The sequence below is a fragment of the Lutibacter sp. genome (assembly GCF_033723435.1).
GTDB lineage: Bacteria > Bacteroidota > Bacteroidia > Flavobacteriales > Flavobacteriaceae > Lutibacter.
In genome coordinates this window covers 195,450-220,648 of the sequence record NZ_JAWVXC010000003.1, presented here as the reverse complement: position 1 = coordinate 220,648, position 25,199 = coordinate 195,450, and the positions used below count along the sequence as shown (strand labels likewise).

Genomic DNA, 25,199 nt, shown 5'->3' with positions numbered 1-25,199 from the left:
TAAAAAAACAACAACATGAAAATTCAAGAAAATAAAAATATTGGAGAATTGGTGGCACAAGATTACCGCACAGCTTCAGTTTTTAAAAAATATAAAATAGACTTTTGTTGCAATGGCAACAGAACCATAGCTGATGCTTGCGAAAAAAGCAAAATTGATTCTTCAAAAATATTAGATGATTTGGATGCTGCAATGCAAAGCAAAGTATCGTCCATCGATTTTCAATCCTGGCCATTAGATTTATTGGCAGATTATATCGAAAAGAAACACCATCGGTATGTGGAAGAAAAAACCTTGGAGATTAAACCTTATTTAGCTAAAATTTGTAAAGTTCATGGCGAACATCATCCCGAACTGTTTAAAATAAATGAAGAATTTATAGAATCTGCGGGAGCCTTAGCTGCACACATGAAAAAAGAAGAATTGATAATTTTCCCTTTTATACGAAAAATGGTGTCTTCAAAAAGTAGCAATCAATCCATCACAAAACCAGGTTTTGGAACTGTTCAAAATCCGATAAATATGATGATGGACGACCACGAAGCAGAAGGGGAACGGTTTCTAAGAATTACCGAATTAAGCAATGATTATGCGTTGCCCGAAGATGCCTGCAATACCTATAGGGTTACTTTGGCCTTGTTAAAAGAATTTGAAGATGACTTACATTTGCATATACATTTAGAAAACAATATTTTGTTTCCAAAAGCAATTGAAATGGAAAAAGAATTAAGTTAAAAACTAATTTGTTGCGACTCAGATTAACTTTTTAAGAAACGTTAATAAATATGAACAAACCTATAAAAAGACATGAGACCTTAAAAACATTAAGCCATGAACACCATCACGGATTATTGCTTTGCTGGAAGATTCGTACCGGAATTAAAAATAATATTGAATTAAGTAGAATAAAAAAATATACAGATTGGTTTTATGTAAACCATCTGATCCCCCACTTCGAAGTGGAAGAAAAATATTTCTTTCCAATTCTTGGCAAGGAAAATGAATTGATTAAAAAAGCTATTGCAGAACATCGAAGGTTAAAACGCCTTTTTGAAAATGATTTGGACCATCAAAAATCGCTTAGTCTTATTGAAGAGGAACTGGATAGGCATATAAGATTTGAAGAGCGTGTCTTATTTAATGAGATTCAGAGAAAAGCAACACAAGAACAATTATTATCTTTAGAGCAAATTCATTCAGAAGGAAAATTTGTGGATAATTTAACTGATACCTTTTGGGAATAGTGAATAATAAAATTCAATTTACCCTAATAGAAGGGGTTTCTGAACAAGTTATGGAAACCTATTATGGTGAATACCGAAATTTAATGGCACTGCTAAAAGATAAACTTTATTTGGACAGCTTTGGGGAATGCGGCGGCGTGGGAAGATGTGCCACCTGCATTGTTAACACAAACGGAATTAAGGGGAATTCGGCAATAAAAGACAGAAATGAACCCGCTACACTATCCAAAATGGGTCATGAAGACAAAAGTACTCGCCTCTCGTGTCAATTATTGATAACCAAAGATTTAGAGGGTTCCTGTATTGAAATCATTGGTTAAATTAAAAAATTAGGACAACTCATAAGGCCAATTTAGTTGAGTGATGAAAAATAAATTTTACAAATACATACAAGAACTTCAAAATAAAATAACTTCTAAATTAGAAGAAATTGATGGTGTAGGGAAATTCCGTGAGGACATTTGGGAACGTAAACAAGGAGGTGGCGGAAAATCCCGCATAATTGAGAACGGTGCAATCTTTGAAAAAGGCGGCGTTAATATCTCTTCAGTGTACGGACCGCTCTCTTCGGAGATGCAACACTATTTTAAGGTTGGGGATGTTGATTTTTTCGCTTGTGGGCTTAGTTTGGTCATTCATCCCAAAAATCCGATGATACCTACTGTACATGCAAATTATCGTTATTTTGAAATGTATGATAAAAAAGGAAAGATAATGGATCAATGGTTTGGCGGTGGGCAGGATCTAACACCCAATTATCTCTTTGAAGAAGATGCAAAGTATTTTCATCAGGTATGTAAAAAAGCCTGTGATGAACACAATAGCACATTTTACCCAAAATTCAAAAAACAATGCGATGATTATTTCTGGAGTTCACATCAGGAAGAAGCACGTGGAATTGGTGGTTTATTTTTTGATTATTGTAAATCATCAGAAGAAATGAGTCTTAAAAATTGGTATCATTTTGTAACCGAAGTGGGTAATAGCTTTTTAGAAGCTTATACACCCATTGTTGAAAAACGAAAAAAATTGGATTATTCTCAAGCGAACAGAACATGGCAGGAAATAAGGCATGGTCGCTACATCGAATTCAACTTATTATATGACAAAGGCACCCTGTTCGGTTTAAAAACTAATGGAAGAACAGAGAGCATCCTAATGAGTTTGCCACCTCATGCACAATGGATTTACGATTATCATCCAGCGAAGAATAGTGAGGAGGAAAAATTATTGGAAGTGCTAGCACATCCCAAAGATTGGCTTTAAGTATCATTTCCGGTTAAGCTAATTAATATAACTAATACTCTCAAAAAATTATATAAATCTTTCAATATTTTACTTTCATATAGCATAAATCTCGTTTTGTCCAATTTAACAAAAAGGGCATGTTAATTTTAAGGAGCCAATGTCTTTTTAACATTGCAGGTCTCTTTATTTTGAGTAAGTATCAACCGAAGCGAAGAGTCTTTTGTAATATAAACCCAAGCCCAATTGATAAAAATTAATAATTTATTTCTGATGCTTAGAATAAACATCAAGTGCAAAAACATCCACATAAGCCAAGCAAAATAACCTTTAAAAGTCATAAAGGGAAGATCGACCACTGCTTTGTTTTTGCCAACGGTTGCCATAGCGCCACGATCTTTATATTCATAATCAATTGGGGCTTCTCCTTGAAATATTCGTTTAAAATTTTTTGCTAAGTTCTTTCCCTGATTTACTGCAACATTTGCCAATTGAGGATGTCCTTTTGGATATAGTGGAGTTTCCATATATGCAATATCTCCAATTGCAAAAATATTTCTACTTCCAGCAACCTTGTTTACCCTATTCACTTTTAACCGATTGCCAAAAGTTTTGGCCTCATTTGGTAATCCTTCAATGGTGTTGCCAGTAACACCTGCAGCCCAAATAACTGTTTTTGTCTTTATTTGATTGCCATTGTTTAATTTAAGAATATTACCGTCATAACCAGTTACAAATGTTTCGTCAAGTATCTTTACACCCATTTGGCCAAGATATTTCCGAGAAGTTTTTTTGGCTTTATCACTCATACTATTTAAGGTGTTTTTAGATCCTTCCACTAAAATAATTGTGAATTTTGTAAAATCAATTTTGGGATAATCCTTAGGTAATATATTTTTTTTAATTTCAGCGAACGCACCTGCCAGTTCAACTCCTGTAGGTCCTGCACCAACAATTACCAAGTTTAATAAGCTTTCTCTTTCTCCTTCTTTTGCCGAGATAATGTTTTCGAAGGTTTGCAATATATGGTTTCGTATTTTAATGGCATCGTAAGTTGTTTTTAGCGTAAAAGAATGTTCACAAATAGTATTGTTGCCAAAAAAATTGGTTTTACAGCCAATTGCAATTACTAAATAGTCGTAATCAAAATAGCCAATAGTAGTATTTATTATGTTGTTAGAGGAATCAATATTTATAACTTCTGCTAACCTAATTTGCACGTTTTTCTCATTTTTAAAAATATGCCTAAACGGAAAAGAGATGTTTGAGGGTTCAATTTGTGAGGTGGCAACCTGATAAAATAATGGTTGAAACTGATGATGATTAATTTTATCAATTAGCAGCACATCAAAAAGATTTTTATCCAAATTTCTTGCAAGTTGAATACCTGCAAATCCACCACCTACAATAATTATTTTTTCTTTATTCATTGTGTAAAAATAAACAGTTAGCTATGGTTTTAATTATTCCTTTATTTTATTAGGCTTGCTAATTTGTTTCATCAGGTCATCATTAGTATCTCCTTTAACATTCACTTCTGCAGCAGCTCCAAACAAAAACGCATTAATTAAATTATGATCCAAATATAAATAGGTGCCTGGTTGACGAAATTTGTACATAATGGCAACTGCAGAACCTCCAACTACAGGCCAAGACTCAAAATTGGTTAGTGGTTTGTTGTTAAATGATCCACCTGGCCAATATAAATCGGCATGACCACCAATTATATGTATTCGTGTATCTCTGTTTGCTTCAGAAGTTATAAACAGCACTTTATCGCCCACTTTTGCCGTAAGCGCTTTTTTTCCAGTTAATGAATTTTTTGCGCCATTAAACACAATATGAGATGGTGTTAGTGTTTGCATAGTTTGAAGCATTGCACCAAATGCGTCTGCAGGAGTAGGAAATTCCATATATTTTCCATCTTTATCTTTTGGTATGTAATAATCTTGTTCGGCTACATAATATGCTTTATCAAATTTAACAGGATTGCCATTTTCATCAGCTAATCCATTTCTAGGAAGTACCATAATTGCTCCGTTCATTCCAGATACAACATGTAATGGAACCATAATACCACCTGGTGCGCAATGGTAAACAAAAACACCTGCTTTAGTTGCTTTAAATCTAAATGTGACTTGTTGCCCAGGAGAAACTACAGAAATAGATCCACCACCTAAATCACCTGTAGCAGCATGAAAATCAATATTATGGGTTAACGTATTTGTTTTAGGGTTTACAATAGTAACCTGAACATAATCATTTTGATGCACAACAATAAGTGGTCCTGGTACAGAACCATTATAAGTTAGCGCCCATATTTTAGCATCGGGTGCAATCTGTAATAATTTTTCTTGAACCACTAATTTTACTTCTACAACTTTAGGGGCACCTGTATCAACCTGATTAAATTTCGGTAAAAAAGGAGGGGTTACTAATGTTTCTTTTACATGCTCAAGATTATCTGCATTTTCTGAAGGAGATTCATCAAAAACAGAAGCCTGAACTATATTTGTATTTGAGGTCTGATTTTTATTAATTGAATTTTTCGAATTGCAGGCGCTTAAAAATAAAGCGATTACTAAAACGAGAACCATATTTATTTTATATGTTCTGTTTGATCTTGGCATTATTTTATTTTTTTTCATTTTGAACTAAACTTAAATATGACTATGAATTAATAATTTGATTTTTTTAAGATTAAGTAATCTTGATAGTAGTTAATGTACGTTTGATTATTACCGCTTTATAAAAGCTAATTTGTTATTTATGTTATTGGATAAATCTAGTAGAGAAGTGGTCTCTAACATGTCTTTTAAACCTTCTCTTATATGTTTAAATTTAAAATGAACAGAACAAGGTTTTGTTTCGGAGCAATTGTCAAATCCCAAACCACAATTAGTATAAATAGTATTTCCATCGATTGAATCCACAATTTGACTTATCATAATTTTATCTAATTGCTCGTTTTTTATTTCAAAGCCCCCAGTAGCACCTTTTACGGAGTTTATAATGCCGTTTTTTGACAATATCTGTAAGACCTTTGCTGTAAAAGCAACTGGAGAATTAATCTCTTTAGAAATATCGTTTAAGTTAACTCTCGACTTTTCTTGGGATTTAACTGCAATAAATATCGCGGCTTTTATTCCATATTGACAAGCTTTAGAAAACATATCTATAATTTTTAGACAAATTTAGTGAAAAAATTTATCACGGACAAACTTATCCGAATTAATTATTATTTATTTAACATTTTCTCTAATAATACATCCTTTAGTATAATGGCATGATTTATTTTGACGTTTTTTGCCCCGTATAATAATGTGATATTATTTTTTTTAGCGATGGTTCTCAATCTGTTTAATTCTACTTTTTTTGTCAGTAATTCATTGCAATACAGCTTGGTAAACTCATCAAAAAGTGCTTCTTTATGATCAAACCATTTTCTTAATGCTGTCGATGGTGCAACTTCTTTATTCCATTCATCAAGATTAGCATCTTTCTTAGAAATTCCACGTGGCCATAGCCGGTCAACCAGCACTCTGTAACCATCCTTATCGGAAGGTTCATCGTAAATTCGCTTTAGCGTTATTTTTTTCATGGGTTTGACCTATTAAGAATTAGCTTTTTATTTATCCAATGCTAACAATTTCATCAAAATCATAACCAGCTCGTTTTAATGCGCGTCGCACTGCTTCTAATGCAATAGGTGCAGGGTTAGGTGGGTGAAGCGGAACTTCATCTGTATCTATAAGCTGATCTAACAATTCTTGTGTTTTCCCTTGCGTAATCGATTCACAAATATCATACAAACCTTCCAGTTCTTCTTCCTTCATATTGTGTGTTTTCAAAATATATCTTATCACTTTTATCAAAGAAGGCGTTGGAGGAGGTACCATTAACGCAGTTAGTGCGCCGTGTTCAAGGCGATACTGAGGAAGAAGTTCCTGCATTACGGCATGATTCGCCTTTTTTGCTGCTTTAAAAAGGATTTTTTCTTCCATTTTAATATGTCTCAATAATTGAGTTCGAAATTGAAGATAATAATTCATGTCAACTTCAACGGGATGCTCTGTAGCTTTATTAAACAACTTGTCAATCCGGCGATGGTCTTCTGCGAAAAATTGGTGTAATTGTTTTTTCATATGACTATTTTCCATTTGATAATATTTTAAAAATATTAATTAGCAACTTTATTGAGGTTTATAAGTTCCAGGAACAGTTCTAAATGAAATTGCCAAACGATTCCATCCATTTATGGCCACAATTGCCATTGTTAAAGCAACCAATTCCGCTTCATTAAAATGTTTACGAACAGAATCATATAAAGAATCTGGCACTTCATTTTCTGAAATTAAAGTTAAAGTTTCTGTCCATTCTAGAGCTGCGCGCTCACGTTTGGTGTAAAAGGGTGTTTCCCGCCAGGCACTTAAAGCGTAAAGACGTTGTTCTGTTTCTCCAGCTTTTCGGGCATCTTTGGTATGCATATCCAAACAATAAGCACACCTATTTATTTGAGAAGCTCGCGTTTTTACCAATTCATAAAGAGGGCGTTCAAGCCCAGAATCGTTAATATATTTTTCAAGTTCCAACATTCCTTTTAGAGCATCTGGGGCTACTTTTGAATAGTTTAATCGTGCTTCCATCTGTTTAAATTTTATTTTTTAGTGGTAACAGCTACTGCCTGCCTACCGCAGGCAGGTTCGCCATTAATCATTTCTTTAGGTGTCAAAATTTGATGTGCTCGTTTCATTTTGTGGTTCTTTAAACTCTATTTTTATTTAATGATTTCCTCAGAAGGGACTTTCAGATCACTCTTCGTTAACATTTTTCTTTATTAATAGGTCCCGCTGTTTTTTTAATTTTTTGCTCAAGCCAACCTTGTAAACATGGGGAAACTCAAATCTCTTATTCTCTTCTGATAATTGTGAGACACGGTACTCCCGATACTCCGATATTTCAGAAACACTTTTCATATTTAAAAGAATTTCGCTTGCTTTCATAACCATTGAACCGATCTGTTCTCTTTTTAAGCCCCTAACAGACGACTTTTTTTCATCGAATTGAGGATGGACTATCACATCAAGGTCGTTTTCGTTTTCATCGGAAAGCATCACTCCATCTGCATAAAATGATCCCATTTCATTAAAAAATCGAATGATTTTTTTCTTTCCAGGTAAAGTTATTTTAGCCACATTTTCCGAAAGTTTTATAACCGGCCTGTTATTGATGTCCGTTAATTTATAAACGCCATCGAGAGCCGCGTCTTTCTGTCCGGTAATCAAGCTTGTTCCGACCCCGAAGCTGTCAATTTTTGCCCCTTGTAGGATAAGGCTGTTAATTAAATATTCATCAAGTTGATTGGATGCAACAATTTTGATATAGGGCAGACCGGCATCATCCAGCATATTTCTCGCTTTTTTTGAAAGATATGACAGGTCGCCACTGTCGAGCCGTATGGCAAAAAGTCTTTGCCCTCTTTGCTCCATCTCTTTGGCAACTATTATGGCATTGGGTATTCCTTTTTTTAAAGTATTGTACGTATCTACCAGTAAGACACAGTTTTCGGGATGAATTTCGGCATACTTTCTGAATGAGGTCAGTTCGTCCTCATAACTCTGAATCCAGGAATGCGCCATAGTACCGACCGCTTTCAGTCCATATAAATATGAAGCCAGCTCATTTGAAGTGCTATCAACGCCTCCGACAATGGCAGCCCTACTGCCGTGAATGGCTGCCCATCCTTGCGCTCTTCGCATACCAAATTCTATTAAAGTACGATTCCCTGCAGCTTTTCTCAATCTGTTTGCTTTGGTTGCAATCAGCGATTGAAAATTTAAGGTATTAAGTACGATTGTTTCAAGTAACTGCGTTTCAATTAGCGATCCTTGAACATTTAAAATAGGCTCATTAGGAAATATGACTTCTCCTTCATCCGGTGCGTCTATAGTGCCGTTAAAATGAAATTTCTTTAGATATTCCAAAAATTCAGCATGGAAGCCTTCTTTATGCAAATGGTCAATAGTGCTGGCATCAAATTTAAATTCCTGAATCATTTTAAGCAGGTCTTGCAAACCACTAAAAACAGTGAAACCCGAATTAAAAGGATTTTTTCTAAAAAAATAATCAAAATTTGCCTGAACATTTTCCCTGCCATCACGAAAATAACCTTCAGCCATGGTCAATTCATATCGGTCAATAAAAAGTCCTAAATGTTTATTAAACACATTCATAACGGTAGGTTAATGTTTCTCCATTTCGGCCATCGCAATTGTTGCATGGGCATAGGCTGCACCTGCACGCATTTCGCTGGCAACCCATATTGCTTCCATGATTTCTTCTTTACTCGCTCCTTTTCTCAAAGCCTGGGTGGTGTGTGACTTAATGCAATACGGACATTGCGTAACATGGGCAACGGCAACAGCAATCAATTGTTTTGTTTTCTCGGGTAGCGCACCTGCCTCAAAAACTGTTTTGCTGAAATTTCGCCAAGCTTCTATGTTTTTAGGGGCTAATGCTGCTTTTTTATCTGCTAGTTCTTTGGTTGTTTTTGGATATAGGTTTTCTGTTTCCATGATAAGATGTTTTAATTATTTATTAATTTAAAAACTCAAAAAAATTCCCGCATCAATAAAAAATGATTTATGAATTATTAAGTGTTGAATTGCTATTTTCAATTAAGCAAAGTTAGTTAAAAAATTCATATCGGACAAATTTGTCCTAATTAAATTTTAAGATATTAAAACTTCAAACTATTTTACTGATAAGTATGTCAATGGGTGTTTTAGCTATCTGAAATATTTATTTAGAATCTTGCTTAATTCTCAATCTTTATCAGGTAACAAGATATTGATTTTCTTTGTTACTTTTTCAGGCATCTGTTAAAAATAACAGTATCCATAAGGTAATTGTCAAACATTTTTAAAATTTTTCATTTCATTTTAATTTAAAGTTAAACTCTTTCTAAGATTGGAGTAGCGCTAAAATGAAAAGGTTACAATCAATTTGACTAATAAGGTAGAAATTTATAATTTCATCTACCAAAAGACCATCTGGCGTTATTTTTAAGAGCTAAGTCCGCCATTTAACTGTGAGCTCTTTTGTTGTTTTTGGATATAGATTCTCTGTATTTATAATAAAATATTTTAATTGTCAATTTTTAAGAAAAAAAAATAATATTTTAGACGTTTAGCACTAACTTTATTTTTTTATATCAACTGAATCTCACGAATCATTTGATTGGTAAATCCCCATTCATTGTCATACCAGGTCATAATTTTTACTAAATCCCCATCTACAACCCTGGTCATTGCCAAATCAACAATTGAAGCAAATGGATTTTGGATAATATCTGAAGAAACCAGAGGCTCGTTTGAAGTAGCCAAAACCAGTTTATATCTGTCAGTTTTTGATTCTTCTATTAAAATATTATTAATTTCGGCAACAGATGTATTTCTTGCAGCCACAAAAGTAATATCCGAAATAGAACCAACAGGCACAGGCGTTCGCACTGCGACACCATCAAATTTACCTTCTAATTGAGGCAGTGCCTTAATAGTAGCTATTGCCGCTCCTGTAGAGGCGGGAACTAAATTCATTACCGCAGATCTTCCCATACGAAGATCTCTTTTAGAAGGAGCATCTACCAGAGATTGAGAAGCTGTAAAGGAATGGATGGTATTTAGAATAGCTTTTTTTATACCAATTCTTCGGTCAATAATCTCCATAACGGGACCAATATTATTAGTTGTACAACTTGCACATGAAAATATTGACTTCTTTTCATCCAAAGTATTTACGCCATGTAGAACTGTTGGTGTGTCCTTGCTTTTGGTTGGTGCGGAAATTACTACAATTTTTGCTCCAGCAAGGATGTGCTTCTCAGCATCTTCTTTTTTTGTAAATAATCCCGTACTTTCAATAACTACATCAATATTCAGACTTTTCCAAGGGAGATTTGCAGGGTCTTTTTTATTGAGAAATAAAATCTTTTTATCATCGATAAGTAAATAGTTATCGCGAATAATTATATTATTTTTACACATTCCATAAACACTATCGTATTTAAATAAATATGCTGCATTTTCAATGCTCATTAAGTCATTAATGGCTACCACCTCTAATTGGGGAGTTGATATAATTACTTTCAAGGCAGCTCTTCCAATTCTGCCAAAACCGTTAATTGCTATTCTTTTCATGATCATTTATTCTTTAGTGCTTTAGTTACTAGTCTGTTTAATTTTCCTTTTGTAAAAATTGCCTCAATACATATTGCAAGATTCCGCCATGATGGTAATATTCAATTTCAATTTGGGAATCTAGTCGAGCGATGACCTGAAATATCTTCTCTTTTCCTTGCTCATTTTTGGCTGTAATCTGTATTTCTTTTAATGGCTTGATGTCGTTGGCAATTCCCGTTACAGTAAATATTTCGTTACCCGTAATCCCTAATTTTTCGGCAGTTTCCCCATTTTTATACTGAAGGGGCAAAACACCCATTCCAACCAAGTTACTTCTGTGAATACGTTCATAACTTTCGGCCAATACAGCTTTTATGCCCAATAAAAAAGTGCCTTTTGCGGCCCAATCTCTTGAAGAACCGCTACCATATTCTTTTCCAGCCAAAACAAGTAATGGTGTTTTTGCAAGCATATATTTTTCAGCCGCATCATATACGTTTAATTCTTCACCGGTTGGTAAGAATTTAGTAAATCCACCTTCTTTATCTGCCAATTTATTTTTAATTCGCACATTGGCGAACGTGCCCCTAACCATCACTTCATCATTACCCCGACGAGAACCATAAGAATTGAAACTTTCCTTTTTCACACCACGCTCCAATAAATATTTACCGGAGGCCGATTCCGCACTAAATGCACCTGCAGGGGAGATATGGTCGGTGGTGACACTGTCACCCAGTACCAACAGAGCTCTGGCATTTTGAATTTCTTGCAGTTGTTCAGGATGTTCTGAAATATCGTGAAAGAATGGAATTTCTTTGATATAGGTCGAATTTTTATCCCATTCATACAACTTCCCTTTGGGTATCTCAAGATTTCTCCATATCTCATTGCCTTCAAAAATTTCCCCGTAGTTTTTTGCAAAATCTTTGGGAGATAACACACGACTTAAAATTTCATTAATTTCATCGTCTGATGGCCAAATATCTTTCAGAAAAACCGGTTCCTGATTGGAATCATAGCTTATCGGCTCATTGATTAAATCGATATCCACACGGCCAGCAATGGCATAAGCCACCACAAGCATAGGTGACATTAAAAAATTCATTTTTACTTGTGGATGAATCCTGGCTTCAAAATTTCGATTGCCAGAAAGCACTGAAGTCACCACTAAATTATGTTCGTCAACAGCTTTGGCAATTTGTTTTGGTAAAGGACCCGAATTTCCAATACAAGAAGTGCAGCCATAACCCACCAAGTGGAATTGCAATGCTTCTAAATCTTTCATCAAATCGGCCTTTTCTAAATAATCAGTAACCACCTTAGAGCCTGGTGCAAGCGAAGTTTTCACCCAAGGTTTTACGTCAATTCCGTGTTCTCTGGCTTTTCTGGCTACCAGTCCGGCACCAACCATCACAAATGGGTTGGAGGTATTGGTGCAGGAAGTAATAGCTGCTATGACCACCGCACCGTCAGATAGCATAAATTTCTCTTGGCCACGCGTAATCCAAACTGTTTTTAGTCCGTCTTTTTCCTTGACTTCAATTTCAATTGCCAAAGCTTTCTCTTTGGGCTTGTTTACAGGTTGATCACCTCCTTCAGAATTCCATCGCGTGATGGATTTTTCTACCTCACGGTCTCCATGTGCAATATATTTTCGATCGAACGATGTATCCAATAAATCGATAAACTTATCTTTAAAGTCCTTTAAAAGAATTTTATCCTGTGGTCGTTTAGGACCGGCAACAGTGGGTTCAATGGTTGTTAAATCCAATTCCAAAACCGCAGTATAAGTTATTTTATCTTCATTTTCCCGCCAAAACATATTGGTTTTGCAATAGGTTTCCACTAAGGCTATCTGTTCTTCGGAGCGATTGCTTTTCCGCATATACTCCAAAGTCTTGTCATCTACAGGAAAATAGGTAATGGTGCATCCAAATTCAGGTGACATATTTCCTATAGTGGCTCTGTCTGGCACGGAAAGATTCCTTAAACCATCACCAAAAACTTCTACAAATTTTCCTACGACACCAAATTTTCTCAGCAACTCTGCTATAGTTAAAACAAGATCGGTTGCCGTGGAGCCCAAAGGAAGTTTTCCAGTAAGTTTTAAACCAATGACTTCGGGCATAATAAAGTAAATAGGTTGTCCTAAAATAGCCGCTTCGGCTTCAATACCACCAACTCCCCAAGCCACCACGCCAATGCCGTTGACCATGGGCGTATGGCTGTCTGTTCCCACCAGCGTATCAGGAAAGATTTCTCCATTTCTTTCAACCACCACTTTTGAAAGGTACTCCAAATTTACCTGATGACAAATCCCCATTCCAGGAGGCACCACGCTAAAATTATCAAAGGAATTTTGTGCCCATTTCAAAAATTGATAGCGCTCTGTATTGCGTTTATATTCCTCATCCATATTGCGTTTGTAAGCATATCCTGTTCCGAAATAATCTACCTGAACTGAGTGGTCAATGACTAAATCAACTGGTATTAGCGGATTAATCAGGTTTGGATTTTTTCCTTTTCTTGCCACTTCAGCACGTAGTGCAGCAATATCAACAACTGCCGGAACACCTGTAAAATCTTGCATCAGCACACGAGCAGGCTTAAATGGAATATCTTTTTCGGATCCCTTTGGTGTCCAATGTAAAAGGGTCTCAATATTTTCTTTAGTTACCGAAAAATCATCAAAATTTCGCAAGGCATTCTCTAATAATATTCGGATAGAAAAAGGCAATTTATGAATTTTATAACCCTGTCTTTCAAGTTCAGTAAGACTATAATATGTAAAACTACCGTTTTTTGTATGTACTGATTTTTTAATTTGATAAGGGTCTTTAGACATGGCTGAAATATTTAAAAGATTATTGGAAGGTATATAAGCTTATTTTATTTAGAGAAAAGGAGGTGTCTGAAAATATAAGCACCATTTACTTCCGAGCTAAAGTTACCTATTTTTTTAAAATTAAAAACAATTTTTATAATAAAAGACATAATTGTCCGGTAAATATTTCTTTACTTTGCTGTTTTAAATTTTAACTTACACAAGTATGATTTTTATAGAAAACGAAGGCCATACCAACCCTATGCTAAATCTGGCTTTGGAGGAATATGCACTTCGAAATTTCAATTCTCAATCTGATTATTTACTGTTCTATATTAATGAACCTTCCATCATTATAGGAAGAAGTCAAAATACTTTAGAAGAAATCAACCATGATTATGTAGGAAAAAACCATATCCATGTGGTACGAAGAATTTCGGGCGGTGGAGCTGTCTATCATGACTATGGAAACCTCAATTTCAGTTTCATCACCAATCACGATATTACAAGTTTGAACAATTTTAAAAAATTTACAGAACCTGTTATCAGCTCACTTTCAAAAATAGGGGTAAAAGCGGAGTTGAAAGGAAGAAATGACCTTCTTGTAAATGATAAAAAAATTTCGGGAACTGCTCAATTTTCAACAGGAAAAAGAATGGTAAGTCATGGTACACTTTTATTTGACACAGATCTTGGAGAAGTGGGGAATGCACTTCAGGTAAAAATGAGCAAGATCATATCCAAAGGGCACAAGTCTGTACGCAGCCGCGTGGCCAATATTAGTGAATACCTTAATAATCCACTAAAAATTGAAGAATTCAGAACACTTTTACTGGAAGGTTTGTATAAAGAAAGGGAACCTTTCGAAACGTATCATTTAACCCCTGAAGAGTGGCAGTCTGTACATCTATTAAAAGAAGAAAAATATGATTCCTGGGAGTGGAATTATGGACGTTCCCCAAAATTCAATATTCAGCGCAGCAAGCGTTTCTCTGTGGGAGAAATTGATGTGAGGATGTTTGTGGAGAAAGGATATCTTACAGAACTTAAAATTTTTGGTGATTTCTTTGGGAAAGAACCTTTAGAAGATATAGAAAATCTTTTAACAGGCGTAAAGTATGACAAGGAGCAAATCTCACAAAAGCTAAAAGGAATTATAATAGAAGAATATTTTGGGGATGTTCCTAAATCAGAATTTATTGAGTTGCTTTATGGCTCTGATGAAGAGGATATCTAAAAACTCTTACCGTCTCATTTATACAAATCATCTATATCATTTTTATGAGGTAAAGAAACGGCTTAATTTTAATTTTCAACGATTAAACCAAAATTGATACTTTGGAAAACGCACCAATCGAATAGCGTTTAAAATAACAATAAGAACACTTAACTCATGGATAAGCATTCCAGATGCCAAAAATACTTTTCCTGTTAAAACTCCTGCCAATAACAAAAAAACAACGCCTACGGCAAAAAACATATTTTGTTTCATATTTCGAACGGTTGCTTTTGACAGTTTATAGGCGTAAGCTAACTTGTCCAATTTATCTGATAATAAAACAATATCTGCAGTTTCCATGGCGATATCGGTTCCTGCACCACCCATGGCAATACCCACATCAGCTGTTGCAATGGCGGGTGCATCATTAATGCCATCTCCTACCATGGCTAATATTTTTCCTTTTTGTTTACACGTTTTTATTTTTGAAACCTTATCTTCAGGAAGTAAGTTGGCAAAAACTTTTTCAATCCCAAGTTGTTTTGCCACTTTATTGGCTGTATGCTCGTTATCCCCAGTTAACATAACCAGATGCTTAATTCCGCTTTGTTTGAGTTGATTGATGGCGTCTGATGCGTCTTCCCTAATTTTGTCTGCAATGGAGATTATACCCAAGACGCGATTATTATCGCTAATATAAACTGCTGTATTTCCTTTTATTTCCTGCTCAAGAGCATAAATTTCTATTGCTTCCGTAAAGGTTATTTGGTTGCTAACAAGCATTTTTTTATTGCCTACCAACAATTCTTTTCCATTGACAGTCGCTTTGATTCCCTGTCCTTTAATTATCTGCGAATTCATTGGCTTGTGGGAAAGCTGCAACCCCCTGCTTTCAGCTTCTTTAACAATAGTGCGCCCTAAATGGTGTTCAGAAACCAGCTCGGCTCCTGCTGCCATTAATAGCAGTTCATCTTCTTTTACGCCATATGATTGAATGGCTGTAACGGATGGTTTTCCTTGGGTTAAAGTTCCTGTTTTATCAAATATTATCCCATTTATCTTGGCCATCTTTTCCATTTTGTCGCCACCTTTAATTAGAATTCCATTTCTGGCTCCGTTTCCTATGCCGGCAACAATTGATACCGGAGCAGAAATAACCAAAGCACCCGGACAAGCAATAACCAAAAACGTAAGCGTTAGGTGAATATCCCAAGTAAACAGCATAACAATAACAGACAGAACCAAGATTCCTGGCGTGTAGAAAGCTGCGAACCGTTCCAAAAATTTCTGAGTTTTTGCCTTGGACTCCTGGGCTTCTTCCACCAGGTCAATAATTTTAGCAAAGGTGGTGTCATCTCCAACTTTTTCAGCAATTACTTCAAGGTATCCGCTGTCAAGTATCGTACCGCTAAATACCTGCGCCCCTTTCTCCTTTTTGACAGGCACTGATTCGCCGGTAATCGCCGCTTCATTAATCGAAGCCGTTCCAGAAAAAACCCTACCGTCAACCGCAACTTTTTCACCCGACTGCATAAATACGAGGTCACCTTTTTTTACCTCTTCCGCAGGAAGTGTTACCCTTTTGCCTTCCCTCTCCACAGTCGCTTCCATTGGCATCATTTTAATGAGGGATTTTAATGAGGATCTTGCTTTCTCTAAAGTTCTCGCCTCGAGAAAAGCACCAAATAAAAACAGGAAGGAAACCGCTGCCGACTCAACATATTCACCTATAATTAACGCGCCAACAACCGCAATCGACACTAAGAGCTCAATGCTAAAAACTTTCATCCAAACAGCCTGAAGTGCCTTTTTTGCAATGGGAAACCCTGCAATAATTGAGGACGCAATTAAAATAATATTTATCAATAAACTATTCAGCTTAAGAAGATATAATATAAAAGCAATAACGAGTAAAATACCCGAAGCGATTATTAAACTATTTTTTTTATTAATTTTCATCTATTTACATTTTATTTTTTAGCGGTAACAGATGCTGTTTGCCATTAACCATTCTTTTGTGTGTCAAAATTTATAATGCTCGTTTCATCTGTTCGTCTTTTTAATTCATCCTTGGCTTATTGGCTTATAAAATTTATTTCTTTGTCATAAGTGGTTTTTCTAAATATTTGTGCTGTTTGCTGTATGATAAATCGGCTGTTTTATGCCAATTTCGCAGTAGTTACATTTAAAAAAATCCCTGATTGAGGGATTTTTTTATTCATTTTAAAGCGATGGCCTACTTGCCTTTTACCACATATCCCAACTTTTCAATTAAATCAGTAATGTGTTTTCCCGATATTTTATCTTCTTCGTAAGTTACTTTTACCTTGCTTGCATTATAAAGTACTTTGGCTTCTTCTACCCCTTCCTCTTTTGAGAGCACACTTTCAATTTTTGTGATGCAGCTCGGGCAGGTGAGTTCCTCTAATTGAATTTTTTCTATCTTCATTTTTCATCTTTATTTAATTAATAATATCTAATTTCACTTTTCAGAAGGCAAACACAGATTCTGAAAATATGGATTATTCTTTGTGTTCTGCATCTCCGCTACCATGTTCAATTCCGTGTTCAAGAATATCGTGCATCATCATAATAGTGTGCGTGTAGTTCACATAAGCTGCCACAAAAGCCCTGCCTTCCTCAGTTGAATTGTCCTTAACTTTACTTAGTTGCAAAACTTTATCGTATTTTTCACGAACTACTTTTTCAAAGTGTTTATTAAATTTTAGTAAAAAGCCATTTACATTGCCCTCTTTAATAGCTTCATCTGTCATTTGAATAATTTGTTTTGTGGTTCCTGCTGGTTTTAGTCCGGTATAAGGTTCGCCCTCCGTTTCACGGTGCAAACGTACCAATGTTTCAAAAAAGTGTTTTTCCACAATTTCATACACTTCTTTATCGCCATTTTTTAATGAGTATGTTTTGTTGAACAGGGCGGTAATTTCTTGCTCCTGATCTTTTTTTAGCCATTTAAACACCAAATTTACGTCGTTGGTTTTAAGTGCCTTAACGGCATCTTTAATTACTGGTCCGTCATATGAATCACAATGGGCAAATGTTGCCTGTGAAGAGAATAATAAGATTGCAAATAATATTAGCGGCAAGGCACCAAATTTTAAAGGTTTTCTAAATCCTTTATTAACACTTACTTTTTCTGAATGTTTTTTAATTTTTGTTTCCATTATTTTACTTAATTTAAAATGATTACTATTAATTTTTTGACAAATGTAGCCTGGAAAAAAGAGCCAATCGCTTCAATCTATAAAGTGGGACTTGTTTAATTACCGAAAAAAGCGTTAGCCTATAACTTCTGATGCTAATATTTAAAGAAAAGGAGGCCAAGCGCTTTGAAATGCAAGTATTATATTCAACAGGTGTTGGCGGATAAATTTTTTTAAAAATAAGGTATTTGCGAAAGCTCCTTATTTTATGCCTTTTATTTGTATTATAAAATAAAAATGGGAAATCTATACAGAAATCCCATTCTTTAAAATTTAAATCAAATACCAATAAAATTCAAAAACATTTTACTTAAAGTATTTCGTATATTCTTCTAAATGCATATTTATTTGATTAAGGCTGGCCTTGCGGATTTCTAAATCTGATGCCGCTAATCCATCAAACAGATCTTTCATTGGGACCAAATATTTGTGCAATTGGTTATGAGCCTCACCTGTCATAGTACATTTGGCTATAATGGTTCCAAATTCCTTTTCCAAATTTTGTTTAACTTTTGCGTAAGCTTCCATATTATCTCCTTCTGAAAAAGACTTTATTATAAGTTTCATATTGTCTATTCCTGCGGTGGTTTCTATATTAGCCTCCCATAGGTTTCCATTATTTAATTGTAAAACATCACCCTCTGCATGTTCTTGTTTGTTTGTTTGCTGTGATACAGGTTTCTCTTGTTGATGTTCATCTGTTTGTTGAGCTGCAGAATGGTCATGTATTTTTCCAGTTTTACTGTCACAGGAAACAGCAAATACCAGTACTGCAATTGCCAAAATTAATTTAAAAGTTTTTTTCATTTGTCTACTTATTTTAGTTGTTATTAAGGTTAATATATTTTAAAATATTTGACAAAAATAGCCCCGATATATAGGCAAATCGCTTTAATTTATAAAGTAGGACTTATTTATTTGGCCAAAAAAGTCCCTAGCTATAGATCTATACATCAGGTATTAAAAGAAAAGAAAATCGAATTGAATTTGGAATGTATCTCACTAAAATCATATCTGATAATAAATCAACAATTAGCAAATTGATTATTCAGTAATACATTTTTGAGATATAAATTATTATTGTAATTTGTGTTTTTTATCATGGGCTTTAGTTCGGTAATTTATAAGCTCAACAACGGATTGAAAAACCCATTTTCTAATCATCGTCGTCTTCTCTATTATTTTTTAATTCTTTGCTGATGTATTTTCGGACAGCATTTTCATTCATTCTGATATCGTGTTCATTGCCGCTTCTATGGCAACTTACACAATTATCAAAATTGTATATTCCTTCTTCAATGTGCTCCCCTCTGATATTATTTATGGAATGCTCGTGACAACCATAACAAGTATACGTTTTTAAATTATTGTTTACATGACAAGTTTTACAATCTGTCTTATGATTTTCGTCCAAAATAAATGAATTGTCATGATTAAATGTTGAAGGTTTCCATTTGTTTAATTCGTGACAGGATGCGCAATTATTAGTAGAGATGCCATGAAAATTATCTTTAGGAATTTGATGGCAAGCAATGCAATTGTTTTTGGAAGTATCTTTTATCAAATCATGATTAAATGATATTGCAGAAGTCCAGCTTGTAGTAGAATGGCAACTTACACAGGAATTAGAAACTTGATTGTGAAGTTTGTTTTTTGGTTGGGAATGACAACTGACACATTGATTTCTATTGCTTTCAGACAAAAATATGTGGTCAAATTTCTTTAACGACAATTTTGGATTTAATCCGTTGTGGTCGGAATGACAGGATATACAATCCTGATTTTTTAGATTTTTATGAAAAAGAATATTAGAATTAATTGAAATACTATCTCCATTTTTATTGGTTTTTAAACCAATTTCCGAAACTTTGTGACAAGAGATACAGTTTTCATTTGGTATTCCCGAAAACGCTTTATGACAGGAAAAACAATCTTTATTCAAATCGGAATGTGATTGATAAAGATTTCCAGGTGATACCATTTTGTGTGGAAATACTAAAACAATTCCAATGATTATGATTGTAATGATTGTATAAATATATTTTCTTTCCATTAATTAAACAGTAAAATAGATATAATATGTATCAGTGAAAATAATCCTAAAAAATAGGTAATTGGTAAATGAATTTTTCTCCATTTTTTCATGTTGTCTATTGCTACTTCATCCCAAAAAATCTTTTTTGAAATTTCTTCATCGCTTAAGCCGGATTCTCTCAATTTTGCTTTTTTGTTTTTCATAGTTCGATTGGATTGTTGCAGTATGTATTTTCCGACCAATCCACTGGCAACATTTATTATCAAAACCAAAACAGCCATCCAAGGCAAAATTGAATGGATATGAATTCCGGCATGAACTAAAATCATAATGGAACCAGACAAAGCAAGGTATTCATGAAAATCCAACAATCCTTTTGGAGTTCCAGAACGTATTAATTTCCTCTTCTTTAAAGAATATAAAAACGAAATTAAAATTGTAAAAGTCCCTAAATATCCTAAGTGCCTTCCAATAAAAACGATATTAAAATAATGAAGAACAAAATCCAATATAATAGCACTAAAAATCATAGTGGAAAACCAAAGAATAAAGGGAATAACGTCTTTTAAAATTATGCCATTTTTCATATTGAATTGATTCGTTCTATTATTTGACTAACTCATTTTGATTATAAACCCAAAATTGTTTGTTTTGTGTCTTCAATTTGCTTAATTGAACAATTTATAATCAATGTTTTTTATTTTATAAATTAAGTCCAACGGGTACAACATACATTAAAATAAAGGCGAATGATTTGGAATTGATTATGCTGAACTGAGCTGAACAAAAGGTTATTTTATAAGCGGCACTTATTGCCTATACTCCTATGCCATTGGTTTAACTTCTGTAATTTTTAATCATCATCATTGTCATAATATTCATTGTTCTCAATCTTATTTTCTTGCTCTTTTGTGTTAACCGGCAAGCCATAGGCCAAATAAGAAACATAAAAAGGAACTATAAGCCAAAGCACCATAAATATTTTATGAAAACCATTTAATTTGGCATTTTTAGACTCGATATTTTTATATCCTGTAAAAATTGATTGAAGTGTACCCGTTTTCTTATGAAAGAATGTTTCAGCCAAAATGCCAAGTAAGTGGATAACCACTAAAATTAAAAAAAGGTTCGCCGTTATTTCGTGTAATTCTTCAAGAGCATCCTCATTAATTCCAATATTTGATACATTATTCTCATTGGCATATAAAAGGTAGCCTGACATACTGCAAATTATTCCAACAAAAAATATACTTAGCATAATTACAGAAGCTGCCGGATTATGACCAGCAAATATTTTTCCTTTCGAAAAAAACGAGTTTATAAATTCTCGCTGACTTTTCAATCCTATTGGGAAATCTTTAAAAGTTGAATACGTTGGCCCAAACAAACCAAACAAAATTCTAAAAAATAACAATGCTCCCACGAAAGCACCGAAAGCAAAATGCAGATTGCTGAGATTGTCAAAATCTCCTAAAATAAAAGCAACAGTGAATCCAACGGCTAAAAGCCAATGAAAAATCCTTGTTGGCGCTGTCCAGATATAAGTTTTCATGATATAAAAAATTTGTACATTAAGTTACTGTTTTTTTTAATTTATAATTCTTTGTTCACAATAATTTACAAATATAGGATGGTGAACAAGACCAGTAGCTTTAATCTATAAAGTGGGACTTGTTTATCTTAATATAAAATTGGCTCTCGTAACATAAAATATCAATATTTATTAAAAAACAAGGTTTAGGGCTTAGTAACAGCTGTTTTGTATTGGGAAGGGGTAAGATTTGTAAATTTCTTAAAGATTCGGTTAAAAGCCGATTTTGAATTGAATCCGCAATCAAATGCGATGCCCAGAAAGGAATAATTTTCAAATTTTGGGTCGCTTATTTTTACTTTGAATTCCTCTACCCTAAACTGATTGATGTAATCGAAAAAGTTAAGGTTGAATTTTTCATTTATAATCTGTGACAGGTAATGGGTAGAAATCTCCAATTCAGAAGCTAACTCTTGCAGTGTTAAATTTGGATTTAAATAAGGTTTCTCCGTAACCATAAAGTTGTTAAGTTTGTCCACAAATTGATTTGCCTCGGCTTCCGTTAATCGTGAACCAGCATATTTTACTTTTGTCTCTTCAACAAAAATCTGTTCATTTTCAGCATCACCACTAAAAATAACCTTCTGTTTTAATCCGAAATAACCAATTAAAATTACAAAAACCGATAAGGACAAAAACAATCCGTCGGTACAAAAAACCATAGAAAATAAATTAAACACATGGTGAATGACCGTGATGACAATTAAGGCCGTCCAAATAATGCCAAAAACATAGACAAGTTTACGAAGCCATACCAAATCCATTTCTTCGGAAGAAGAAAAATTATTAAAGATGTCAATATCTAATTTCTCAAACAATTTAATGGATATTACAAAATATATTGGTCCCGATAAAAGAGTTATCATTAAAAAGAAAAAAAATAGCAATGGCGGTGAATCTGGCATTTGCACATAATCCAATCGTATTCGTTCAGAAATATCTGGAAAGAATGAAATAATTAAAAGATAGCCGTTAAACAGCGTAAAAGGAACAAAATGTATAAGATTAATTTTATTGAAAATCTTTTTAGAAGCAATTAGCGCATAAATATAAAAAAACAAAAATACGCCATGCAATAAAAACAGTGAAGTAAAACTGATGGACAACAATTTAAAATGAGTAAATAACTCATGGGAATAAAAGGAATAAACTCCAATAAACAGCCCCAAATACAATAACCATAAAATTAATATATTGTCGTGCAATGCCCTGGGTTTTTTCTGAAACAATAAAATTGCAAAAAAGAACGCATTAAAAGCCGCTATTAAAAAAATGAATTTCATCTATGAATTATAATCTTTAAATTATTTCTCAAAAATATGATTTTTTAGACTCTTTACCATCTTTATTTCATATCAATATCAGTTTTTTCATGTAGGATGTTTTAGCGGACTTAACATTAAAGATGGAGGTTGGAAATAGAAAACATAATCTATCATAAAGTGAATATTTCGAAAATAGGAACTACCCAAATGAAGCAGAAACAAACTGAATGATTAAAAAAACAAAAAGGCTTTTGCCTTAAAAAAAATGAATTTTAGCAGAAAATAATAGCATTTAACATTAAAAGAAAGTAAATGATTGCTATTTATATGACTACTTTGAAAATCATATTATCCTGTACCTATTCTGTACCCATTGAATAAAAAAAGGCTTCCAATTTCTTGAAAGCCCTTTGTTTACTAGTAGCGGGGACTGGACTCGAACCAGCGACCTTCGGGTTATGAGCTCAAAGTTGACCAATTTCTCAACTATTTTACTTACCTCCTACGCTATAAATTTGTTAAATCGTGTTCAAAATCGTATTCCGATTTCAGACTTATTTGTTATACAAATATTGATGTTTTTTATTGGCTCCAACGCTATTTAATATGAATTACTCCTAAACAATCCCAGATAAGTATATTAAATATTGTAAAGGGAAAATAACTAAATGTTGTACCTATGTTGTACCTGAAATAAAAAAGCCGAGACATAAGTCTCGGCTTTCACTTTAGTACCCCGAGCGGGAATCGAACCCGCACGTCCTAAGACACTGGATTTTGAATCCAGCGCGTCTACCAATTCCGCCATCGAGGCTTGTAATAGGTTTGCAAATTTATAAATAATTTTTATCTAAAACATAAAAAGTTAACTAAGTTGTTTAATTGGAAAATTTTCTCTTAATTTTTCAAGTTCATACATAACTCAAATATATCTATTTGCTGAAGGCACGTTTTTCATCAATACCCGTTTTCTTCAGCTTTGTTATTAATATTTTCATATCTTCACTTACTTTTCGTTCAATGACTTTAGCATAAATTTGAGTAGTGGCTATTTTAGTATGACCAAGTAATTTTGAAACGGTTTCGATTGGCACACCATTGGAGAGCGTCACTGTAGTAGCGAATGTATGACGTGCCATGTGGAAAGTGAGATTCTTTTTGATACCACATAAATCTGCAATTTCTTTTAAATAGCTATTAATCTTCTGATTAGAGAATTTAGGCAGTAAACTATTTGAAGCGATCACTCTTGGGTTATCCTGATATTTTTCAATTAATATACTTGCTTGGTTTAGCAATGGAATTTTAACCGGAGACTTTGTTTTTTGTCTTTTTGAAACTATCCAGTCACTACCATCTATCCCTTTTACAATATTATCTTTTGTTAACTGGTCAATATCGATATATGAAATCCCAGTATAACAGCTAAACACAAATAGATCCCTTACTATATTTAATCTGTTTACAGAGCTAGAAAACTCTTCTAAACTCATAAGTTCTTCATTGGTTAAAAACTCTCTTTCTCGTTTTTCAAATGAAGATTTGAAACGTACAAAAGGATCTCTATCTATCCACTCTAAATGAAAAGACATTGTAACCATCTTGCGTAACCTTTGTAAATGCTTCATGGCCGTATTATTGCTAATTTTTCTTTGGTGATCTGTTGGCTGATAAGATTTTAAATAATGTTCAAAATCTATAATAAAAGCATAATTTAGCTTGTGTAAATAAATATCATCGGTTTTGTGTTTTTCAGATAAAAACTGATTCAGATATTTTTGAGTGGTCCTGTAATGCTTCATAGTATCCTTATGAAGCTTTTGCTCCATTGAATTATTATGATAATCAAAAAGCTCTAATAGGCTTCTGTATTTTTCATCTTCTCCAAAATATCTTGACTTTATAGCTTGTGCAGTTATAAGCTTATTTTCTCTCATCAAATCTTCATAAGCTTGGTAAATCTTATTGCGAATTTGTTCTAGGAATTGGTTTAATAATTTGGCATTTTGTTTATTACCTTTTGCCATACCTTTTGATGAATCCCAATCCGAAAGTAGCACTTTACGCTTAAGACTAATATTAACCCTTTTTCCGTTAACAGTTACCCTTGCATAAATAGTAGATTGATTGTTTTTTGTTCTTGAAGTATTTACCCAAAATAAGAGGGCAAACGTTGACCGAGTTCTCATAGTTGTCGTCTTTTAGTTAAACATTATTCAAAGACGAAAGTCAAATCAACTATTTGTATTTCAACTTTTTAAAGCTTATTCGGTCAACACTTTTTTGATTATTAAACTGTTGACCGATTTGCAAACATAAAATATAAATTTATATCAAATTTTATGATGCTCTAAAAATTATAAAACCTTGCA

General features: G+C 33.7%; 24 protein-coding genes and 1 tRNA gene. 5 read left to right on the top strand and 20 right to left on the bottom strand.

Features of this window, described 5'->3' with window-relative positions; genetic code table 11:
- Nucleotides 1-15 precede the first annotated feature (15 nt).
- From ric to hemF, 4 genes are read left to right on the top strand one after another with little or no spacing between them, the layout of a single operon-like run.
- Complete coding sequence (gene ric / locus R3342_RS06845) at nucleotides 16-735, top strand: iron-sulfur cluster repair di-iron protein (RefSeq protein WP_318939234.1); 720 nt, start codon at nucleotides 16-18, stop codon at nucleotides 733-735.
- 50 nt (nucleotides 736-785) lie between these two features.
- Nucleotides 786-1,244 carry a hemerythrin domain-containing protein gene (locus R3342_RS06840; protein WP_318939232.1) on the top strand — a complete coding sequence of 153 codons (459 nt, stop codon included), beginning with the start codon at nucleotides 786-788 and terminating at the stop codon, nucleotides 1,242-1,244.
- Nucleotides 1,235-1,564: a hypothetical protein gene (locus tag R3342_RS06835; RefSeq protein WP_413468701.1), complete on the top strand. Its 330-nt coding sequence runs from the start codon at nucleotides 1,235-1,237 to the stop codon at nucleotides 1,562-1,564. Before R3342_RS06840 ends, R3342_RS06835 begins: the two co-directional genes overlap by 10 nt.
- Nucleotides 1,565-1,607: 43 nt before the next feature.
- Nucleotides 1,608-2,510 (top strand): oxygen-dependent coproporphyrinogen oxidase, encoded by a 903-nt coding sequence (gene hemF / locus R3342_RS06830; RefSeq protein WP_318939230.1) that lies wholly within the window; start codon nucleotides 1,608-1,610, stop codon nucleotides 2,508-2,510.
- A gap of 128 nt (nucleotides 2,511-2,638) precedes the next feature.
- Here hemF and R3342_RS06825 read toward each other — a convergent pair whose 3' ends face one another.
- From R3342_RS06825 to acnA, 10 genes are all read right to left on the bottom strand, one after another.
- A complete protein-coding gene (locus R3342_RS06825) occupies nucleotides 2,639-3,919 on the bottom strand; it encodes an NAD(P)/FAD-dependent oxidoreductase (RefSeq protein WP_318939229.1) in 1,281 nt (426 codons plus the stop codon).
- A gap of 33 nt (nucleotides 3,920-3,952) precedes the next feature.
- A complete protein-coding gene (nirK, locus tag R3342_RS06820; RefSeq protein ID WP_318939227.1) occupies nucleotides 3,953-5,137 on the bottom strand; it encodes a copper-containing nitrite reductase in 1,185 nt (394 codons plus the stop codon).
- A 90-nt stretch (nucleotides 5,138-5,227) separates the two neighbouring features.
- The gene (locus R3342_RS06815; protein ID WP_318939226.1) at nucleotides 5,228-5,662 is read right to left on the bottom strand and encodes an Rrf2 family transcriptional regulator; all 435 of its coding nucleotides are present in this window, start codon (nucleotides 5,660-5,662) and stop codon (nucleotides 5,228-5,230) included.
- A 65-nt stretch (nucleotides 5,663-5,727) separates the two neighbouring features.
- Complete coding sequence (locus tag R3342_RS06810; RefSeq protein WP_318939224.1) at nucleotides 5,728-6,090, bottom strand: DUF488 domain-containing protein; 363 nt, start codon at nucleotides 6,088-6,090, stop codon at nucleotides 5,728-5,730.
- A gap of 31 nt (nucleotides 6,091-6,121) precedes the next feature.
- Nucleotides 6,122-6,649 carry a hypothetical protein gene (locus R3342_RS06805; protein ID WP_318939222.1) on the bottom strand — a complete coding sequence of 176 codons (528 nt, stop codon included), beginning with the start codon at nucleotides 6,647-6,649 and terminating at the stop codon, nucleotides 6,122-6,124.
- A 33-nt stretch (nucleotides 6,650-6,682) separates the two neighbouring features.
- On the bottom strand, nucleotides 6,683-7,135 hold the full coding sequence (locus R3342_RS06800; RefSeq protein WP_318939220.1) for a carboxymuconolactone decarboxylase family protein: 453 nt from the start codon (nucleotides 7,133-7,135) through the stop codon (nucleotides 6,683-6,685).
- Nucleotides 7,136-7,300: 165 nt separating this feature from the next.
- On the bottom strand, nucleotides 7,301-8,722 hold the full coding sequence (locus R3342_RS06795; RefSeq protein WP_318939219.1) for a nicotinate phosphoribosyltransferase: 1,422 nt from the start codon (nucleotides 8,720-8,722) through the stop codon (nucleotides 7,301-7,303).
- A 9-nt stretch (nucleotides 8,723-8,731) separates the two neighbouring features.
- Nucleotides 8,732-9,064, bottom strand: coding sequence for a carboxymuconolactone decarboxylase family protein (locus tag R3342_RS06790; protein ID WP_318939217.1), 333 nt, complete (start codon nucleotides 9,062-9,064; stop codon nucleotides 8,732-8,734).
- A 633-nt stretch (nucleotides 9,065-9,697) separates the two neighbouring features.
- The gene (locus R3342_RS06785) at nucleotides 9,698-10,687 is read right to left on the bottom strand and encodes a type I glyceraldehyde-3-phosphate dehydrogenase (protein WP_318939216.1); all 990 of its coding nucleotides are present in this window, start codon (nucleotides 10,685-10,687) and stop codon (nucleotides 9,698-9,700) included.
- 37 nt (nucleotides 10,688-10,724) lie between these two features.
- Entirely contained in the window at nucleotides 10,725-13,517 is a 2,793-nt protein-coding gene (acnA, locus tag R3342_RS06780) for an aconitate hydratase AcnA (RefSeq protein WP_318939214.1), read from the bottom strand.
- A 205-nt stretch (nucleotides 13,518-13,722) separates the two neighbouring features.
- Here acnA and R3342_RS06775 point away from each other — a divergent pair, with 205 nt between their 5' ends.
- On the top strand, nucleotides 13,723-14,733 hold the full coding sequence (locus R3342_RS06775) for a lipoate--protein ligase (RefSeq protein ID WP_318939212.1): 1,011 nt from the start codon (nucleotides 13,723-13,725) through the stop codon (nucleotides 14,731-14,733).
- Nucleotides 14,734-14,808: 75 nt separating this feature from the next.
- On the opposite strand, the gene R3342_RS06770 is transcribed toward R3342_RS06775, so the two are convergent.
- The 10 genes from R3342_RS06770 to R3342_RS06725 form a co-directional block, all read right to left on the bottom strand.
- Entirely contained in the window at nucleotides 14,809-16,674 is a 1,866-nt protein-coding gene (locus R3342_RS06770) for a cation-translocating P-type ATPase (protein WP_318939210.1), read from the bottom strand.
- A 277-nt stretch (nucleotides 16,675-16,951) separates the two neighbouring features.
- Entirely contained in the window at nucleotides 16,952-17,164 is a 213-nt protein-coding gene (locus R3342_RS06765) for a heavy metal-associated domain-containing protein (protein WP_318939208.1), read from the bottom strand.
- A 73-nt stretch (nucleotides 17,165-17,237) separates the two neighbouring features.
- Complete coding sequence (locus R3342_RS06760; RefSeq protein ID WP_318939207.1) at nucleotides 17,238-17,897, bottom strand: DUF6448 family protein; 660 nt, start codon at nucleotides 17,895-17,897, stop codon at nucleotides 17,238-17,240.
- Nucleotides 17,898-18,242: 345 nt separating this feature from the next.
- On the bottom strand, nucleotides 18,243-18,743 hold the full coding sequence (locus R3342_RS06755; RefSeq protein ID WP_318939206.1) for a hypothetical protein: 501 nt from the start codon (nucleotides 18,741-18,743) through the stop codon (nucleotides 18,243-18,245).
- 349 nt (nucleotides 18,744-19,092) lie between these two features.
- A complete protein-coding gene (locus tag R3342_RS06750) occupies nucleotides 19,093-19,989 on the bottom strand; it encodes a cytochrome c3 family protein (RefSeq protein WP_318939204.1) in 897 nt (298 codons plus the stop codon).
- Nucleotides 19,989-20,558 carry a hypothetical protein gene (locus tag R3342_RS06745; protein ID WP_318939203.1) on the bottom strand — a complete coding sequence of 190 codons (570 nt, stop codon included), beginning with the start codon at nucleotides 20,556-20,558 and terminating at the stop codon, nucleotides 19,989-19,991. Before R3342_RS06745 ends, R3342_RS06750 begins: the two co-directional genes overlap by 1 nt.
- A gap of 266 nt (nucleotides 20,559-20,824) precedes the next feature.
- Nucleotides 20,825-21,523 carry a cytochrome b/b6 domain-containing protein gene (locus R3342_RS06740; RefSeq protein ID WP_318939201.1) on the bottom strand — a complete coding sequence of 233 codons (699 nt, stop codon included), beginning with the start codon at nucleotides 21,521-21,523 and terminating at the stop codon, nucleotides 20,825-20,827.
- A 185-nt stretch (nucleotides 21,524-21,708) separates the two neighbouring features.
- Nucleotides 21,709-22,845: an AraC family transcriptional regulator gene (locus tag R3342_RS06735; protein ID WP_318939198.1), complete on the bottom strand. Its 1,137-nt coding sequence runs from the start codon at nucleotides 22,843-22,845 to the stop codon at nucleotides 21,709-21,711.
- Nucleotides 22,846-23,559: 714 nt separating this feature from the next.
- A tRNA-Leu gene (locus R3342_RS06730) sits at nucleotides 23,560-23,641 on the bottom strand.
- Between the two features lie 118 nt (nucleotides 23,642-23,759).
- Nucleotides 23,760-25,016: a site-specific integrase gene (locus tag R3342_RS06725; RefSeq protein ID WP_318939196.1), complete on the bottom strand. Its 1,257-nt coding sequence runs from the start codon at nucleotides 25,014-25,016 to the stop codon at nucleotides 23,760-23,762.
- Nucleotides 25,017-25,199 lie beyond the last annotated feature (183 nt).

What these genes read in the sequence shown, in the direction of transcription:
- R3342_RS06790 (WP_318939217.1), bottom strand. Translation starts at nt 9,064, where the DNA reads ATGGAAACAGAAAACCTATATCCAAAAACAACCAAAGAACTAGCAGAT.
- R3342_RS06840 (WP_318939232.1), top strand. Translation starts at nt 786, where the DNA reads ATGAACAAACCTATAAAAAGACATGAGACCTTAAAAACATTAAGCCAT.
- R3342_RS06755 (WP_318939206.1), bottom strand. Translation starts at nt 18,743, where the DNA reads ATGAAAAAAACTTTTAAATTAATTTTGGCAATTGCAGTACTGGTATTT.
- R3342_RS06795 (WP_318939219.1), bottom strand. Translation starts at nt 8,722, where the DNA reads ATGAATGTGTTTAATAAACATTTAGGACTTTTTATTGACCGATATGAA.
- R3342_RS06750 (WP_318939204.1), bottom strand. Translation starts at nt 19,989, where the DNA reads ATGGAAAGAAAATATATTTATACAATCATTACAATCATAATCATTGGA.
- R3342_RS06785 (WP_318939216.1), bottom strand. Translation starts at nt 10,687, where the DNA reads ATGAAAAGAATAGCAATTAACGGTTTTGGCAGAATTGGAAGAGCTGCC.
- R3342_RS06800 (WP_318939220.1), bottom strand. Translation starts at nt 7,135, where the DNA reads ATGGAAGCACGATTAAACTATTCAAAAGTAGCCCCAGATGCTCTAAAA.
- R3342_RS06815 (WP_318939226.1), bottom strand. Translation starts at nt 5,662, where the DNA reads ATGTTTTCTAAAGCTTGTCAATATGGAATAAAAGCCGCGATATTTATT.
- R3342_RS06770 (WP_318939210.1), bottom strand. Translation starts at nt 16,674, where the DNA reads ATGAAAATTAATAAAAAAAATAGTTTAATAATCGCTTCGGGTATTTTA.
- R3342_RS06745 (WP_318939203.1), bottom strand. Translation starts at nt 20,558, where the DNA reads ATGAAAAATGGCATAATTTTAAAAGACGTTATTCCCTTTATTCTTTGG.
- hemF (WP_318939230.1), top strand. Translation starts at nt 1,608, where the DNA reads ATGAAAAATAAATTTTACAAATACATACAAGAACTTCAAAATAAAATA.
- R3342_RS06775 (WP_318939212.1), top strand. Translation starts at nt 13,723, where the DNA reads ATGATTTTTATAGAAAACGAAGGCCATACCAACCCTATGCTAAATCTG.
- ric (WP_318939234.1), top strand. Translation starts at nt 16, where the DNA reads ATGAAAATTCAAGAAAATAAAAATATTGGAGAATTGGTGGCACAAGAT.
- acnA (WP_318939214.1), bottom strand. Translation starts at nt 13,517, where the DNA reads ATGTCTAAAGACCCTTATCAAATTAAAAAATCAGTACATACAAAAAAC.
- nirK (WP_318939227.1), bottom strand. Translation starts at nt 5,137, where the DNA reads ATGAAAAAAAATAAAATAATGCCAAGATCAAACAGAACATATAAAATA.
- R3342_RS06725 (WP_318939196.1), bottom strand. Translation starts at nt 25,016, where the DNA reads ATGAGAACTCGGTCAACGTTTGCCCTCTTATTTTGGGTAAATACTTCA.
- R3342_RS06810 (WP_318939224.1), bottom strand. Translation starts at nt 6,090, where the DNA reads ATGAAAAAAATAACGCTAAAGCGAATTTACGATGAACCTTCCGATAAG.
- R3342_RS06760 (WP_318939207.1), bottom strand. Translation starts at nt 17,897, where the DNA reads ATGGAAACAAAAATTAAAAAACATTCAGAAAAAGTAAGTGTTAATAAA.
- R3342_RS06735 (WP_318939198.1), bottom strand. Translation starts at nt 22,845, where the DNA reads ATGAAATTCATTTTTTTAATAGCGGCTTTTAATGCGTTCTTTTTTGCA.
- R3342_RS06765 (WP_318939208.1), bottom strand. Translation starts at nt 17,164, where the DNA reads ATGAAGATAGAAAAAATTCAATTAGAGGAACTCACCTGCCCGAGCTGC.
- R3342_RS06805 (WP_318939222.1), bottom strand. Translation starts at nt 6,649, where the DNA reads ATGGAAAATAGTCATATGAAAAAACAATTACACCAATTTTTCGCAGAA.
- R3342_RS06825 (WP_318939229.1), bottom strand. Translation starts at nt 3,919, where the DNA reads ATGAATAAAGAAAAAATAATTATTGTAGGTGGTGGATTTGCAGGTATT.
- R3342_RS06740 (WP_318939201.1), bottom strand. Translation starts at nt 21,523, where the DNA reads ATGAAAACTTATATCTGGACAGCGCCAACAAGGATTTTTCATTGGCTT.